A 15,213-nucleotide genomic window follows, 5' to 3' on the forward strand; every position below is an offset into this window, starting at 1 on the left:
AGCACTAGAAGAAGCCGAGCTTCTTCGGCGAGTACGAGACGAGGAGGTTCTTGGTCTGCTGGTAGTGCTCCAGCATCATCTTGTGCGTCTCGCGGCCGATTCCCGACTGCTTGTATCCGCCGAAGGCGGCGTGCGCCGGGTAGGCGTGGTAGCAGTTGGTCCACACCCTGCCCGCCTGGATCGCGCGGCCCGCCCGGTACGCGGTGTTGGCGTCCCGCGTCCACACGCCCGCGCCCAGCCCGTACAGCGTGTCGTTCGCGATCTTGATCGCGTCGTCGAAGTCGTCGAACGAGGCCACCGAGACGACCGGGCCGAAGATCTCCTCCTGGAAGATCCGCATGCGGTTGTCGCCCTCGAAGATGGTCGGCTGGACGTAGTATCCGCCCTTCAGCTCGCCGTCGTACTCGATGCGCTCACCACCCGTCAGGACCTTCGCGCCTTCCTGGCGGCCGATGTCGAGGTAGGAGAGGATCTTCTCCAGTTGGTCGTTGGACGCCTGCGCGCCGATCATCGTGTCGGTGTCGAGCGGGTGACCGTGCTTGATCTGCTTCGTCCGTTCGACCGCCGCCTGGAGGAAGTCGGCGTAGTGGCCACGCTGGATCAGCGCACGGGACGGGCACGTGCACACCTCACCCTGGTTGAGCGCGAACATGGTGAAGCCTTCGAGCGCCTTGTCACGGAAGTCGTCGTCCTGCGCCCACACGTCGTCGAAGAAGATGTTCGGCGACTTGCCGCCGAGTTCGAGCGTGACCGGCTTGATGTTCTCGGAGGCGTACTGCATGATCAGCCGCCCCGTCGTGGTCTCCCCGGTGAACGCCACCTTCGCCACCCGCGGGCTGGACGCCAGCGGCTTTCCCGCCTCGACGCCGAAGCCGTTGACGATGTTCAGCACGCCCGGCGGCAGCAGATCCGCGATCAGGCTGACCCAGTAGTGGATGGACGCGGGGGTCTGCTCAGCCGGCTTGAGGACGACCGCGTTGCCCGCGGCGAGCGCCGGCGCCAGCTTCCAGGTCGCCATCAGGATCGGGAAGTTCCACGGGATGATCTGCGCGACGACCCCGAGCGGTTCGTGGAAGTGGTACGCCACCGTGTCGTCGTCGATCTCGCCGAGCGACCCCTCCTGTGCCCGGATCGCCCCCGCGAAGTACCGGAAGTGATCGATCGCCAGCGGGATGTCCGCCGCCAGCGTCTCCCGTACCGGCTTGCCGTTCTCCCAGCTCTCCGCCACCGCCAGTGGCTCCAGGTGCGCCGCCATGCGGTCGGCGATCTTCAGGAGGATGTCGCTGCGCTCCGCCGCCGGCGTACGGCCCCACGCGGGCGCGGCCTCGTGCGCCGCGTCCAGTGCCCGCTCCACGTCCTCCGCGGTACCGCGCGCGATCTCGGTGAACGGCTGCCCGTTGACCGGCGACGGATTCTCGAAGTACTGCCCGCGTACCGGCGGCACGTACTCTCCGCCGATGAAGTGGTCGTAGCGCGCCTGGTAGGAGACGATCGCGCCTTCGGTGCCCGGCGCCGCGTAACGAGTCATGCTGGTCTGCCTCCTGGTGCAGCGCTGCCCGCCGTTGGGCAGCTGTCGGCGCGAGGCTAGGCGGGCGGACGTTGCAAGTACGTTGCGCCGCCGGTCCGCCCCGGTGCCGGACCGGCCGGAGCCGTCAGCTCGGCCTCCAGCGCGGCGAGCCGGGCCCGCACCGGGGCCGTGGGCCGCACCGCGGCGAGCGCCCGCCACACCACCAGGTCGTCCTCCCCCCAGGGCGCGTGCGCCCAGTCCGCCAACAGGTCCGGGTCGCCGTGCGCGATCAGTGCCGTGCGCAGCCCGTCGGATATCCGCTCTCGCAGCCGTACGATCGCGGGCGCCTGCGAACCGGGCAGCAGCGGGCCGCAGTACGCCTCCGCCGCCGCCGTGACCGCCCCCGCCTCCAGCCGCCGTTCCACCACGGTGACGTCCGACTCGACGGCCGCCGTGAACCGGTACGGCCGCGAGGCGAGCAGCCCTGGCCCCAACAGCCTGCGCAGTCGGGCGAGTTCGGCCCGCAGCGTCACCGGTGGCACCGACTCGTCGGCGTAGAGCGCGCACAGCAGCTCGTCACCGCTCAGCCCCTCCGGATGCCGGGCCAGCAGCACGACTATCTCGCTGTGCCGACGGCTGAGCCGCGTCCGGCGGCCGTCCAGGACGAGTTCGGCCTCGTCCCGGCCCAGGGCGCTGAGCATCGGGATGTCCGCGGCTCTCAACGGTGGCGTGAGCAGCGCGAGCTGAGCCTCCGCCGCGCGCGCCACCGCCTGCACGAACCCGAGGCTGTGCGGATGTGCGAGCCCGTCACCACCGGTGATGTCCACGGCGCCCAGCACCCGGCCGGTGCGCGGGTCGTGCACCGGGGCGGCTGCGCACGTCCACGGCTGGACCCGGCGTATGAAGTGCTCCGCGGCGAACACCTGCACCGGGCGGTCCACGGCGACGGCGGTGCCCGGCGCGTTGGTACCGACCGCCGTCTCCGACCAGCGCGCCCCCGGCACGAAGTTCATCCCGTCCGCCCTGCGCCGGGTCGCCCGGTGCCCCTCCACCCACAGCAGTCTGCCGTGCGCGTCGCACACCGCCAGCAGATGCTCGCCGTCCGCGGCGAAGGTGCCCATCAGCTCCCGGAACAGGGGCATCACCCGGGCCAACGGGTGTTCCGCACGATAGGCGCCGAGGTCGCCGTCGGTCAGCTCCACGCTGGCGGCACCGTCCGGCCCGACCCCGGCCCGGGCGCTGCGCCGCCACGACTCGGCGACCACCGACCGCACCGGGCGGGGCACCGTACCCGCCGTGGTGAACGTCTCGTGCGCCCGGCGCAGCACACGGACCCGCTCGGCGGGGTCGGCCCCCGGCTCCAGGGCCACCCACGGATCGCTCAACTCGGCCTCCCCGGACGGTGAAAGCGCGTAGATGCGGCTGGGACCATCGTCACTCGCAGTGTTCGTGCGGACAACCTGTTCGACCTCGGTTCGACTCGGCTTCGTCGCTGACCGTGTCTGCCCTGCGGCTCCTCACTGTGGTGGGCTGTGGCGCGGGGCGCTCCGTCCCGGCCCGGTGGGCGACTAGGCGAAATTGACGAGGCGGATGTAGCGGACCCAGTCCCAGTAGGGCCCCGGGTCGGTGTGATCGGTGCCCGGCACCTCGTAGTGGCCGATGATGTGGTCCCGGTCCTTGAGGATGCCGTGCTTGTCACAGACCGCCGCGGTGAGCTTGGCCGACTCCTGGTAGAGAGAGTCGGTGAAATAGGAGGGCTGGTCCACCCATCCTTCGTGCTCGATGCCGATGCTGCGGGTGTTGTAGTCCCAGTTGCCCGCGTGCCAGGCGATGTCGGCCTCGTGCACGCACTGTGCGATGTGCCCGTCCGCCGAGCGGACCAGATAGTGCGCGGACACCTTCTTCTGCGGGTTGGCGAAGATCCCCAGTGTGTTGGTGTACGTCTCCTGCGTGACGTGGATGATCACACGGTCGATCGCGTAGCTGCCGGGGCGGTCGGACGCCGTGTAGTTGGAGCTGCTCGCCGGCTGCCACTCGGCGGGTGGATAGTCGACGGCCTCGGTCTGCGCGCCGGCCCGTGGGTCCGGGAGCAGTGCGTAGGGCACGGCGGCCAGCGCGGCGCCCTTCAGAATCCGCCGCCTCGTGAGGGGCGAGGGGGCCGGGCGCGCAGAGGGTGCCGATCCGGCTGGTTCTTCCGGCTGCACCGAACCGGGCGGGTCCATGTCCATGAGCGGGTGCCTTTCGAGCGTCGTGGAGAGTGGGGGGAGGACGGGGCGGCGGAGGGGGCGGGATCGGGACGACGGGGCCGACGCCTGGAGGGCCGGCGCCGGTGTCAGCCGCGCAGTGTCCGCGCGGTCTCACGCAGCCGCGCGTGCACACCCCGGTACGTCTCGCGCGCGGGCAGCCACTCCTTACGGAGCTTGGCCACGCACGTGTAGTTCGTGTCGCATACGTTGGCCAACGGTGATTCGACCGCCTGGGTTGCGAATTGATACGCGTCCGGCTCACTGAACCCGTAGTCGCGTGCCAGCCACTGCACCAGGTCGAGCTGCGATATCCGGAACGCGTCCTCCAGCGGGCGGGCCGAGCCCGTTGAGATGATGTGAGTGTCCGACTCCAGCCGGGGCCACGGCGTGGCGACGTCCTTTAGAAGGTCCACGATCACCACCGTGTTCATCGCGCACTCCACGGCCACCCCGCAGGTCTCGCCCTCACCCTGGCGTGCATGCCCGTCGCCGAGGCTCAGCAGCGCGCCCTCGACGTTGACCCCCAGGTAGCAGGTGACGCCCGCCCGCATCTCGGGCGTGTCCATGTTCCCGCCGTGCGCGTCCGGGACGAGGGCCGAGCGCACTTCGAGATGGGCGGGGGCGACGCCCACCGTGCCGTGCATCGGGTCCATGGGCAGTTCCACCCGGATGTCACTGTCGCGCGCCTGGAACAGGGCGGTGCGCCGCGTGCGGTCCAGGTGCCAGATCCAGACCCGCTCCTCCAGCGGGGGCTGAAGCGTGGCCGTGGTGTGCGTGGAGGTGAGGGCGCCGAACAGCGGGACCGTCGTCGAGGCGGCCCAGTCGCGAGCCGGTTCGATCGACACGAAGTGCACGGCCACGGTGTCGCCGGGCTCGGCGCCCTCGATGTGGAAGGGACCGGTCTGCGGATTGAGGTAGGGGAACTCGCAGACCTCGGAGACGAGGTCCTTCTCGGAGCGGACCCGGCCGGCGAAGCAGTCCTCGGTGTACAGGTCGAGCACGGTGCCGGGCGCGATCCGCGCCACGGGCGCCGCGCCGCCGAACGTCCAGGCGTACTGATCCGGTTCCGGGCGCACGGTGAGGATCCGGGGGTCGGTCATCGTGAAGGGGTCCCTTCTGGCAGGGGCGGTCGGGGAACGGAGGCCTTTGGGGGGGCGGCGTCGGTCCGCGCGGCTGCCGAGCGGGCCGGTGGTGGTCAGCCGGACACGGTGCCGTCCTGCCGGTGGCCTTCCGGGGCGTACTGGTCGAGGTGCACCCGCGCGGTCTCGGTTATCCGCTCGGGGTGCCGTCGTATCAGCAGGAGCAGCACCACCACGCCCGCCGCCATCCAGACGCCGACGATCGGGCCGGCGTAGGACACCGGGGCCTTGAGCGGGGTCACGAAGTCGAACACCGGGAGACCGGCGGCCGTCAGCAGGGCCGGGACGAACGCCACGATGCCCAGCACCGGGAACAGCAGATGCCGCACCGGTTTGAGCAGGGCTCGGCCGGCCCGCAGGAAGTAACCGGCGCAGGCGAGGTTCACGACGATGTAGACGCCGACGACTACCGTGACGATCACCGTGGCGAGGAGCAGGAACGCGGTCACCGGGTCGTACGCGAAGCCGAGCCCCAGCACGGCCCCGACCGCCACGACGGTCTGCACCGTGATGCCGGCCACGGGGGAGCGGTGCCGGGGATGCAGCGTGGCGAGCAGCCCGGGCAGGACCCGGATACGGGCCAGGGCGAAGGCCGTGCGGGTCGAGACGTTGGCGCACGCGTTGGCGTTGGCGATCGTGGAGTTGATCACCGCCAGGAACACCAGCACCCAGAAGAGGCCGAAGGAGGCCCGGGCGACACCGTCCCAGGACGCTTCGCCCGAGGCGCCGAACTTCGTGAAGCGGTCCGGGCCGTAGTAGACCGTCATCGCATAGGTCGTGATCACGTAGAACAGACCGATCCCCAGAGCCGCCCCGAGCACCGCGCGGTGCATCGTCCGTCGGGGGTCACGCGTCTCCTCGGCGAGCGGCGCCGCCGCCTCGAACCCGGAGAAGGCCAGCACCGTGTAGACGGATCCGGCGAACACGCCGCTGAACCCGGCGTACCCGTCGGCGGTGTGCGAAGTCCCGAACACCGACAGGGTGTTGGCGCTGCCCGCCTTGCCGATGAGCAGGACCGCGAACACGAGGAAGACGAGGATCTCGAAGACACCGAGGACCGTCCCGAAGCGGGCCGAGGCCCGGACGCCGAGGTATCCGGCGACGGCGATCACGGCCGCACCGGCCAGCGACCACGGCCACCAGAGGTCGGCCGGACACGAGGCCCATTCCTCATGCAGCGTGCCGGCCGCCGTGAAGCCCAGCTGCAGAAGCAGCAGGGGCGGGACCAGCGCCTCCACGAAGACGTAACCCCAGCCGACGAGGAAGCCGACGGCCGGATGCAGCCCCCGCGCCGCATAGGTGGCCACCGAGCCCGCCGCCGGTAACTCCCGGGCCAGCTCGGCCACGCACGATGCCGTGAACAGGCAGGCCACAAGCGCGATCAGCACCGCCAGTGGCAGACTGCCACCCGCGAAGGCGGCGCCGGACGGAATCGACGCGGCCACCGCGGCGGCCGGCGCCATCGCCGTGACGCTCTGGAACAGCACCTCGCGCAACCCGATGGCGTCGCGCCGCAGAGCCTCGGTCCCCTCCCCGTGCATGCGTGTCCCCCGATGCGTGTCAGCCCGCTGCCACCCGACGTGTGTGAAGTGCCGTCATCTCGCGTACGCACCAGATCCATGACGAATCGTCGGCAGCGTCTCGCGTGAATCACGGTACGGCGCGGACGGGGTGGGCAGAAGGGCTCGCAGCGGATCCGTGGACAGCCTGCTGCCTGTGGAAAACTCCGTCACCCGATCGGGTGAATCCTGGCTCGGAAGATCGCCGCGACGGTACTGACGCGGTGCCGATACGGTCAGGACCGCTCGGCCACCACGGCCGGATCGTCCAGCACGGAGCGGACGACCGAGTGCGCCGCACCCAGCAAGGGGCCCTCCGGCCCCAGCCGCGAGACGGTCACCGGGCAGGCCGGGCCCGCGGTACGGCCCGTCAGTTCCGCCTCCAGGGACGGCAGCAGCCAGGGGGAGAGGCCGGCCAGGGCACCGCCCAGGACCACGGTCTCGGGGTCGAGCAGGTTCACCGCTCCGGTCAGCGCGATGCCGAGCGCCGCTCCCGCGTCCCGCAGAGCCGCCCGTACGTGCTCGTCGCCGTCCTCGGCGCGCCCCGCGAGCAGGCCCACCCGGTCCTCGCCCGGCTCCAGTCCGGCCGCGCGCAGCACCGCCTCCTCGCCGGCGTACTGCTCCAGGCACCCCCGGCCGCCGCACGGGCAGGGCGGCCCGTCCGGTCGTACGGGTATATGGCCCAGCTCGCCCGCGAAGCCCCGGGTGCCGCGCAGCAGCCCGCCGTCCACGACGACCGCGGCACCGATGCCGATCTCGGCGGACACATGCAGGAAGTCGCGCGGGGTGTCCTCGCCGAGCCACAGTTCCGCGAGGGCACCGTAGTTGGCCTCGTTGTCCACGGTCAGCGGCCATGCGCCGGGCAGCAGGGCACCGATGTCGGTGTCGTGCCAGTCGAGGTTCGGGGCGCGGACGACCGTACGGCCGTCCCGGGCCACGAGTCCGGGGACGGCGACGGCGAGCCCGGCCGGCCAGAGTTCCTCGCGCTGTGCCTCCGTGACGACCCGGTGCGCCAGTTCCGCCAGCTCCGCGGCCACTGCCTCGGGCGCCCGGCCCCCGTTCGCCCCGCGTCGCACGGCCCGGGCGCGGACCGTGCCGCGCAGGTCGACCGCGCACACCGCGAGATGGTCGACGCCGATTTCGGCGCCGATCCCCGCCGGACCGCGGCCGCTCACCGCGAGCGCGGACCCGGGCCGGCCGACCCGTCCCGGCCGCTCCGGCCCCAGCTCCTCCAGCAGCCTCCAGCGGATCAGCTCGTCGACCAGCGTCGACACGGCCGCCCGCGTCAGCCCGATGCGCGAGGCCACCGCGGCCCGCGACAACGACCCCTCGGCGCTGACGGCGTGCATCACGCGGGCCAGATTGCGCCGACGCATGCCCTGCTGGGTGTCCGGCAGGGTGCGCCCGGAGCCCGGCGGGCGGGCCTCGTGCAGCGGTGCGGTCATGCCTGCGTCGATCCTCGCTGTCCGCCGCCCGGCGTCACGCCTGCGGCCCGGTGTCCGTCCCCCGCTCCAGCAGCGGGGCCGCGTCGGAGAGTACCCCGGTGATCCGTTCCAGCGTCGCCTCGTCCCGCTCCACCGCCTCCAGCACCGGACCTGCGGCCGTGTTCCAGCGGCGTGCCACGGCGCCCGGGTCCTCGCCGGTGAGCAGCCCGGCGGCCTGTGCGGCGGCCCCGAGGGCGACCAGTTCCCGCGCCTCGGGCACCTGGACCGGCCGCCCCGACAGTCGCAGTACCGTCTGCTGCCAGGCCGTCCCGCGAGCTCCGCCGCCGATCAGCAGCAACGGGGTGCTGCGGTCCGCGTCCGGGTCCAGGACCAGGTCGAGGGCGCCGAGCAGCGCGTGCACGGCGCCGTCGTACGCGGCCTGGAGCAGCTGCCCCCCGGTCGTGTCGTGGCGCAGTCCGTGCAGCAGCCCGGAGGCGTGCGGCAGGCTCGGGGTGCGCTCGCCGTCCAGATACGGCAGCAGCGTCGCGGTGCCGCCGGGCTCGACGGCGTCCCGGTCCAGGCCCAGCAGGGCCGCGACACGGTCCACGGCGAGCGTGCAGTTCAGGGTGCACGCCAGTGGCAGCCAGTCCCCGTGCGCGTCCGCGAAGCCCGCCACTGTGCCGGTCGGGTCGGCCGGGCGGCGCCGGGAGACGGCGTAGACCGTGCCGGACGTGCCGAGGCTGAGCACCGGGGCGCCCGGCCGCAGACCGAGACCCAGCGCAGCCGCCGCGTTGTCGCCGGTGCCCGGGGCGACCAGCGTGCCCTTGGAGAACGGCAGGTCATGGCTGTCGCGCACGGTGCCGGCCACCTCGCCCGGCCGCACCACGCGGGGCAGCAGCGCCGGGTCGAGCCCGATGTGCACGAGGGTCTCCTCGTCGTAGCCTTCCGTCCCGGACGCCCACCAGCCGGTGCCCGAGGCGTCGCCGCGGTCCGTCGTGCCCTGTCCCGTCAGGCGCTCGGTGAGGTAGTCGTGGGGAAGCCGTACCGCGCGCGTGGCGCGCACCGCCTGCGGCTCGTGCTCGGCGAGCCACGCCCATTTGGTGACCGTGAACGACGCGCCGGGCACGCTGCCGGTGCGCTCCGCCCAGGCCTTCGGCCCACCCAGTTCCTCCACCAGCCGGCGGGCCTGCGGCGCCGAGCGGACGTCGTTCCACAGCAGCGCGGGACGCACCGGCTCGCCGCGCTCGTCCAGGGTGACCAGGCCGTGCTGCTGGCCGCCGATCGACACCGCCGCCGCCTCGTGCGCCGCGTCACCGCACTGGCGCAACGCCTCGCACAGCGCGCCCCACCACTGACGCGGATCACTCTCGCGGCCCGCGCCCGAGGACACGGTGTGCGGTGCCTGGCCGCTCGCCACCACCTGCCCGGTCGACGCGTCGACGACCAGTGCCTTCGTGGACTGGGTGGATGTGTCCACGCCGACGACGAGCGGACCTTCGGATGCTGACATCGGGCTCTCCTCTTCCGCGGCTCTGCGGTATCTGCATCTTGTCTCTTCCCAGAGGTGCGTGCGCATACTAATTTGTAAACCGCCATGACGAAATAGTCGTCACGCAGCAAGAACGCAGCAAGGGAGCCGCGGCATGAGCTACCAGCCCACCCCCGAGGACAGGTTCACCTTCGGCCTGTGGACCGTCGGCTGGCAGGGAAGGGATCCGTTCGGCGACGCCACCCGCCGTGCCCTCGACCCGGTCGAGACGGTCCAGCGCCTGGCCGAGCTGGGCGCCCACGGGGTGACCTTCCACGACGACGACCTGATCCCCTTCGGCGCCTCGGACACCGAGCGCGAGTCGCACGTCAAGCGGTTCCGCCAGGCTCTGGACGCCACCGGTATGACGGTCCCGATGGCCACCACGAACCTCTTCACGCATCCCGTGTTCAAGGACGGCGCGTTCACCGCCAACGACCGCGACGTGCGCCGCTACGCACTGCGCAAGACCATCCGCAACATCGACCTCGCGGTCGAACTGGGCGCGAAGACCTACGTCGCCTGGGGCGGGCGCGAGGGCGCCGAGTCGGGCGCCGCCAAGGACGTGCGCGCCGCCCTGGACCGTATGAAGGAGGCCTTCGACCTGCTGGGCGAGTACGTCACCGCGCAGGGCTACGACCTCCGCTTCGCCATCGAGCCCAAGCCGAACGAGCCCCGCGGCGACATCCTGCTGCCGACCGTCGGCCACGCCTTGGCCTTCATCGAGCGCCTGGAGCGCCCCGAGCTGTACGGCGTCAACCCCGAGGTCGGCCACGAGCAGATGGCCGGCCTGAACTTCCCGCACGGCATCGCGCAGGCTCTGTGGGCGGGCAAGCTGTTCCACATCGACCTCAACGGACAGTCCGGCATCAAGTACGACCAGGACCTGCGGTTCGGCGCCGGTGACCTGCGGTCGGCGTTCTGGCTGGTCGACCTGCTGGAGAGTGCCGGTTACGAGGGACCGCGCCACTTCGACTTCAAGCCGCCGCGGACCGAGGATCTGGACGGTGTGTGGGCGTCGGCTGCGGGCTGCATGCGCAACTACCTGATCCTGAAGGAGCGTGCGGCGGCCTTCCGGGCCGACCCGGAGGTCCGGGAAGCGCTGCGCGCTTCGCGCCTGGACCAGCTGGCCCAGCCGACCGCGGCCGACGGCCTTCAGGCCCTGCTCACCGACCGTACGGCCTTCGAGGACTTCGACGTGGAGGCGGCGGCCACCCGCGGGATGGCCTTCGAGCGCCTCGACCAGCTGGCGATGGACCACCTGCTCGGAGCGCGCGGCTGACCGTTCGCACGCGCGCGTGCCCTTGCCGGGGCATGAGAAAGGGCTGGGAGCGCAGCCGCATCACACGCTGTTCTCCCCAGCCCTCGCCCATCGCCAACATGGTCCGACCGGCCACGAGGTCGATGCCGGAATCGGGAGCTCGCCGGATCGTGGCGATGTCGTGGTGACGGTGCCTCAAAACTCCTTGCTGTCCAGGGACTTCACCTCGGCATGCTCCACGCGCGGCGTGGCCTCCGTGCCCGTGTCGAGGCGAGCCACGGTCAGAGCCGCAGCCGGATCGCGGTCGGGCCCGCCCGCCGGGATCCAACGGCCGCCGCCGTCGCGGTACGGCCACCAGCGGCCGTCGGGGCCGAGACGCAGCTGAACTCCTTCGCCGGGCACGGTCCATCGGTTGCCGTTCCGGTCGAACGACGGCTGCTCGTCCGCCTCCCAGGCCGCTTCCAGCGCCACACGCGCGCGTGCGAGCGCCGCATCCCGCACCGGCCACGCGTCGTCCAGCACGGCCAGGGCCGCCGCGCCCCCGGCGTGCCAGGCCCGGACGGCGGTCAGCAATCCCTCGCGGCCGCGGCCGGCCCCCTCGGCGAGCCGGTCGGTGACCGAGCCCGCAGGCGCCGCGCAGGCGAGGCGTACGGCGTCCTGTGCCGCTGTCAGGGCGCTGCCGTCCCGCACGTCGCCGCGAAGGGCCTCCGCCAGCAGCCGGTACGCCTCCACAGCGGTGCGGTCCGCCAGGTGCTCCAGTGCCACAGGATCGATCCCGGGCGCCGCGGCCGCCCCGGTGCCGAGACATGGTGGGGTACCGGGTACCGCGGGAAGCCCGGGCAGCTCGGGGAGCGGGGGCAGGATGTCACCGGCCGCCCATGACTCCGCCGCGTCCACACCCTCGGCCGCGCGCGCGTCGGTTTCCGACAGGGACGCGGAAGCGCTACCGCGCCCTTGCAGCTCCGCGAGGAAGACCTCCCGCTCCCGCCCGCGCAGCAGCAGGAGCAGAAACGGATCTTCGTCCAGCAGGCGCGCCACCTGGTGGCACAGCGCGGCGGTGTGCCCGCAGTGGTCCCACGTTCCGCAGTCGCACGCCGGCTCCAGATCGCCGAGGCGCGGCAGCAGCTCGATTCCGCTCACCGTGGCATCCTCGATCAGATGTGGCGGCAGCTCCCGGTCGAGCAGTGCCGCCATGTGCCCGGCCTGCTCCACGGCCACGTCCAGGAACCGGGCCCACTCCTCCTCGGACAGCTCCGGCAGCAGCACGTCGGCCCGGTGGGCCGCGCCGCCGGGCTCGCGTACGACGGCGGTGACCCGGCCCGGCCGTACGGTCATCGCGCCCACGCCGCCCGCGCGCGCGAGCCGGCGCCCCGCCGCGACCGCCGCGTTGTCCAACGCCCCGTCCTCCAGTGCTCGCAGCCAGGAGCGGCCCCACCAGGTCCGTGCGAACGCCTGCCCGCGCGCGGGCGGTTGCGTGGCGAACGTGCGCCCGGCCACGCGTGTGTGCTTCTCGTCGTAACGGTTCATCGCGCCTCCCCGCGCAGTTCCACCAGCGCCGCCAGTTCCGTGTCGGTCAGCTCCGTCAGTGCTGCCTCACCGGTGGTGAGCACCGCGTCCGCCAACTCCCGCTTGCGGGCGAGCATCTCGGCGATCCGGTCCTCCAGAGTGCCCTCGGCGATCAGCCGGTGGACCTGTACCGGACGGGTCTGCCCGATGCGGTACGCGCGGTCGGTGGCCTGCGCCTCGACCGCGGGATTCCACCAGCGGTCGTAGTGCACGACATGGTCGGCCCGCGTGAGGTTGAGTCCCGTCCCCGCGGCCTTCAAGGACAGCAGGAAGACGGGCACTTCACCCTCCTGGAAGCGCCGGACCATCGCCTCACGAACGGTGACCGGCGTCCCGCCGTGCAGCAGCAGCGAGGGCACGCCACGATCCGTCAGATGCCGTTCGAGCAGGCGGGCCATGCGCACGTACTGCGTGAAGACGAGCACGCCCGAACCCTCCGCGAGGATCGTGCCGAGCAGTTCGTCCAGCAGCTCCAGCTTTCCGGAGCGCCCGGTGAGCCGCGGTTCGTCCTCCTTGAGGAACTGCGCCGGGTGGTTGCAGATCTGCTTCAGGCCCGTCAGCAACTGCACGATCAGACCCCGGCGGGCCATGGCGTCGGCGACCGCGATCCGGTCCAGTGTCTCGCGGGCCAACGCCTCGTACAGTCCCGCCTGTTCGGGGGTGAGGGCCACGGGGCGATCGCTCTCGGTCTTCGGCGGCAGCTCGGGAGCGATGCCGGGATCCGACTTTCGCCGCCGCAGCAGGAACGGCCGCACGAGCTTCGAGAGCCGCCGCGCGGCGGCCGGGTCGAGACCTCCCTCCACCGGATGCGCATACCGCGCGCGGAAGGCACCGAGCCGGCCGAGCAGGCCGGGTGTCGTCCAGTCGAGGATCGCCCACAGTTCCGTGAGGTTGTTCTCCACAGGGGTGCCGGTGAGCGCCACACGCGCGCGTGTGCCGATCGAGCGCAGTGCCCGCGCGGTCGCCGCGTAGGGGTTCTTCACGTGCTGAGCCTCGTCGGCCACGACCAGACTCCAGGGCACCTTCGCGAGCCGCTCCGCGTCGAGGCGCATGGTGCCGTATGTGGTGAGCACGAACTCCCCGGACACGACGGAGCCGAGATCACGCCCGGGCCCGTGGAACCTGCGCACCGCCACACCGGGAGCGAACCGCTCGATCTCGCGCTGCCAGTTGCCGAGCAGGGAGGCCGGGCAGACCACGAGCGTCGGGCCGGCGGACGAGGCGTCCGTCTGCCGGTACAGATGCAGCGCGATCAGTGTGACGGTCTTGCCGAGGCCCATGTCGTCGGCGAGGCAGCAGCCCAGACCGAGGGAGGTCATACGGGCCAGCCAGTCGAGGCCGCGCAGCTGGTAGTCCCGCAGCGTGGCGGACAGGCCCGGCGGAGGGCCGACGGCGCGTACCGGCTCGGGGTCCGTGAGCCGCTCCCGGAGACGTTCCAGCCACCCCGTCGAGCGCACGTCGACCAGCCGGCCGTCGACCTCCGTCGACCCCGTCAGCGCGGCGGCCAGCGCCTCGACGGGAGCGACCGAGCGCTCCTGCCGGGTCCGGGCGTCGTCCGCCTGCCGCGGGTCGACCAGGGCCCATCCGTCGTGCAATCGCACCAGGGGCCGTTTGGCCTCCGCGAGCCGGTCCAGCTCCGCCCGGGACAGCTGCCGCCCGCCCAGCGTGAAACCCCAGGAGAAGCTGACGGAGGCGTCTGCGGCGAGGAATGTCGGGGGAGCCGGGGCATCCCCTGGGGCGGACGTGTCGTCGTCCGGCGGACCGACGGTCGCGTGCAGGGTCAGGTCGCGCGACAGTTCCTTCGGCCAGTGCACGTCGACGCCCGCCACGGCCAGCGCACGGCTGCCCTCGCCCAGCAGTTCGGCGATCTCGTCGTTGGCGAGGTCCACGGCGTCGGGCACGGCGGCGGTGAGCAGGGGCGTCAACGGCGGCCAGGCGCGGACCGCGCGGCGCAGCGCCAGCAGCGCGTCCGCACGCGCGCGTGTGCCGAACGACTCGTGTCCCTGGCCGGTGCCGCTCCACAGACCGGTGGCGTCCATGACGTCCGGCGCCCCGCTCGGCCCGTGTACTTGCAGCACCGCATGGAACCGGACCCGGCCGTCGTCCTGCTCAGCGGCACGGTCGAGCCCCGAGACCTCGACACGCAGCGACAGTCGTATGCCGGCGTCGTGGGCGGCGGCGATGTCGTCCGCCCAGGACCGCAGCTCGGGCAGGCGCTGCGGCTCGGGCGTCGCGTACGCCGGACCGCCGGTCACCCAGGAGGCCGCGGGAGAGCGTGGGAGCACATCGGCGACCGCGTCCAGGAACGCCCGGAGCAGCCGTTCCGGGTCGGGCAGCCGGGCTGGCTCCGTGGCGGTGAGCGGCACTGCGTGGGCCTCCGGGGGCATGCCGGCCGCGAGTTCGCGGACCAGCTCCGCGTCCCGTGCGGACAGTGGGCCCACCCGCCAGGCGTCATGATCGCCCGGAGACAGGCCCGGGAGCAGCAGTCCGCGCGCGAGGAAGTGCAGGGCCAATCCGCGGGCAGCTTCCCAGAAGCAGGCCGAGCGATGCCCCTCCGGCAGTGCACGCGCGCGCGTGAGCAGCGGGAGGGCATCTTGCACGGGGAGCAGGACCGCGGGGGTGCGGACCCGTTCGACACCGCCGTTCTCGGTGGGCAGTACGACGTCCAGCTCCGTAGTGGAGCCGCCGGGGACGGCAGGCGGAGTCTCACCGTCCCAGTGCCAGAAGGCGAAACTCCCCGCTCGCGCCGGGTCGGACGGCAGGAACACGACGCAACAGCGGGCCAGTTCGGAGAGTTCTGAGGGGGGTGCCGTGGGGATGGTCTGCACAGCTCTGCCGCACTCCTCAAATTTGACTACCATGGATGGGGTGCCCGAGGCTACAGCACGCCGTGGGCGCACCCCGCACGCCGACGTCGTGATCAAGGCCACTTCACAATCTGTTCGATCAGCGGGGTCGTTCGCGGAACACAAGCGGGGCGTGG

The 15,213-nt window shown here is 72.2% G+C and carries 10 protein-coding genes; 1 reads left to right on the plus strand and 9 read right to left on the minus strand.

Annotation, left to right across the window (positions count from 1 at the left end):
- Positions 1–4: 4 nt before the first annotated feature.
- The 7 genes from adh to xylB form a co-directional block, all read right to left on the minus strand.
- On the minus strand, positions 5–1,528 hold the full coding sequence (adh, locus tag ACFC8N_RS15525) for an aldehyde dehydrogenase (protein ID WP_362820243.1): 1,524 nt from the start codon (positions 1,526–1,528) through the stop codon (positions 5–7).
- 56 nt (positions 1,529–1,584) lie between these two features.
- Complete coding sequence (locus ACFC8N_RS15530; RefSeq protein ID WP_376288410.1) at positions 1,585–2,892, minus strand: GAF domain-containing protein; 1,308 nt, start codon at positions 2,890–2,892, stop codon at positions 1,585–1,587.
- 183 nt (positions 2,893–3,075) lie between these two features.
- Positions 3,076–3,729, minus strand: a complete 654-nt coding sequence (locus tag ACFC8N_RS15535; RefSeq protein WP_376288508.1) for an N-acetylmuramoyl-L-alanine amidase — start codon at positions 3,727–3,729, stop codon at positions 3,076–3,078.
- A 110-nt stretch (positions 3,730–3,839) separates the two neighbouring features.
- Entirely contained in the window at positions 3,840–4,853 is a 1,014-nt protein-coding gene (locus ACFC8N_RS15540; RefSeq protein ID WP_376288411.1) for an acetamidase/formamidase family protein, read from the minus strand.
- 95 nt (positions 4,854–4,948) lie between these two features.
- A complete protein-coding gene (locus ACFC8N_RS15545; protein ID WP_376288412.1) occupies positions 4,949–6,433 on the minus strand; it encodes an APC family permease in 1,485 nt (494 codons plus the stop codon).
- A gap of 254 nt (positions 6,434–6,687) precedes the next feature.
- Positions 6,688–7,896, minus strand: coding sequence for an ROK family transcriptional regulator (locus tag ACFC8N_RS15550; protein WP_356023323.1), 1,209 nt, complete (start codon positions 7,894–7,896; stop codon positions 6,688–6,690).
- A 34-nt stretch (positions 7,897–7,930) separates the two neighbouring features.
- The gene (xylB, locus tag ACFC8N_RS15555; protein WP_376288413.1) at positions 7,931–9,385 is read right to left on the minus strand and encodes a xylulokinase; all 1,455 of its coding nucleotides are present in this window, start codon (positions 9,383–9,385) and stop codon (positions 7,931–7,933) included.
- Positions 9,386–9,518: 133 nt separating this feature from the next.
- On the opposite strand from xylB, the gene xylA reads away from it, so the two are divergent.
- Entirely contained in the window at positions 9,519–10,685 is a 1,167-nt protein-coding gene (gene xylA, locus ACFC8N_RS15560; protein ID WP_362820236.1) for a xylose isomerase, read from the plus strand.
- 174 nt (positions 10,686–10,859) lie between these two features.
- Here the strand turns inward: xylA and ACFC8N_RS15565 are convergent, their stop codons facing one another.
- On the minus strand, positions 10,860–12,191 hold the full coding sequence (locus ACFC8N_RS15565; RefSeq protein ID WP_376288414.1) for an SWF or SNF family helicase: 1,332 nt from the start codon (positions 12,189–12,191) through the stop codon (positions 10,860–10,862).
- Positions 12,188–15,058 carry a DEAD/DEAH box helicase gene (locus ACFC8N_RS15570; RefSeq protein WP_376288415.1) on the minus strand — a complete coding sequence of 957 codons (2,871 nt, stop codon included), beginning with the start codon at positions 15,056–15,058 and terminating at the stop codon, positions 12,188–12,190. Before ACFC8N_RS15570 ends, ACFC8N_RS15565 begins: the two co-directional genes overlap by 4 nt.
- Between the last annotated feature and the right edge of the window lie 155 nt (positions 15,059–15,213).

This window comes from Streptomyces sp. NPDC055966, from assembly GCF_042269865.1.
Taxonomy (GTDB): domain Bacteria; phylum Actinomycetota; class Actinomycetes; order Streptomycetales; family Streptomycetaceae; genus Streptomyces.

What these genes read in the sequence shown, in the direction of transcription:
- adh (WP_362820243.1), bottom strand. Translation starts at nt 1,528, where the DNA reads ATGACTCGTTACGCGGCGCCGGGCACCGAAGGCGCGATCGTCTCCTAC.
- ACFC8N_RS15535 (WP_376288508.1), bottom strand. Translation starts at nt 3,729, where the DNA reads ATGGACCCGCCCGGTTCGGTGCAGCCGGAAGAACCAGCCGGATCGGCA.
- ACFC8N_RS15550 (WP_356023323.1), bottom strand. Translation starts at nt 7,896, where the DNA reads ATGACCGCACCGCTGCACGAGGCCCGCCCGCCGGGCTCCGGGCGCACC.
- xylB (WP_376288413.1), bottom strand. Translation starts at nt 9,385, where the DNA reads ATGTCAGCATCCGAAGGTCCGCTCGTCGTCGGCGTGGACACATCCACC.
- ACFC8N_RS15540 (WP_376288411.1), bottom strand. Translation starts at nt 4,853, where the DNA reads ATGACCGACCCCCGGATCCTCACCGTGCGCCCGGAACCGGATCAGTAC.
- ACFC8N_RS15545 (WP_376288412.1), bottom strand. Translation starts at nt 6,433, where the DNA reads ATGCACGGGGAGGGGACCGAGGCTCTGCGGCGCGACGCCATCGGGTTG.
- ACFC8N_RS15565 (WP_376288414.1), bottom strand. Translation starts at nt 12,191, where the DNA reads ATGAACCGTTACGACGAGAAGCACACACGCGTGGCCGGGCGCACGTTC.
- xylA (WP_362820236.1), top strand. Translation starts at nt 9,519, where the DNA reads ATGAGCTACCAGCCCACCCCCGAGGACAGGTTCACCTTCGGCCTGTGG.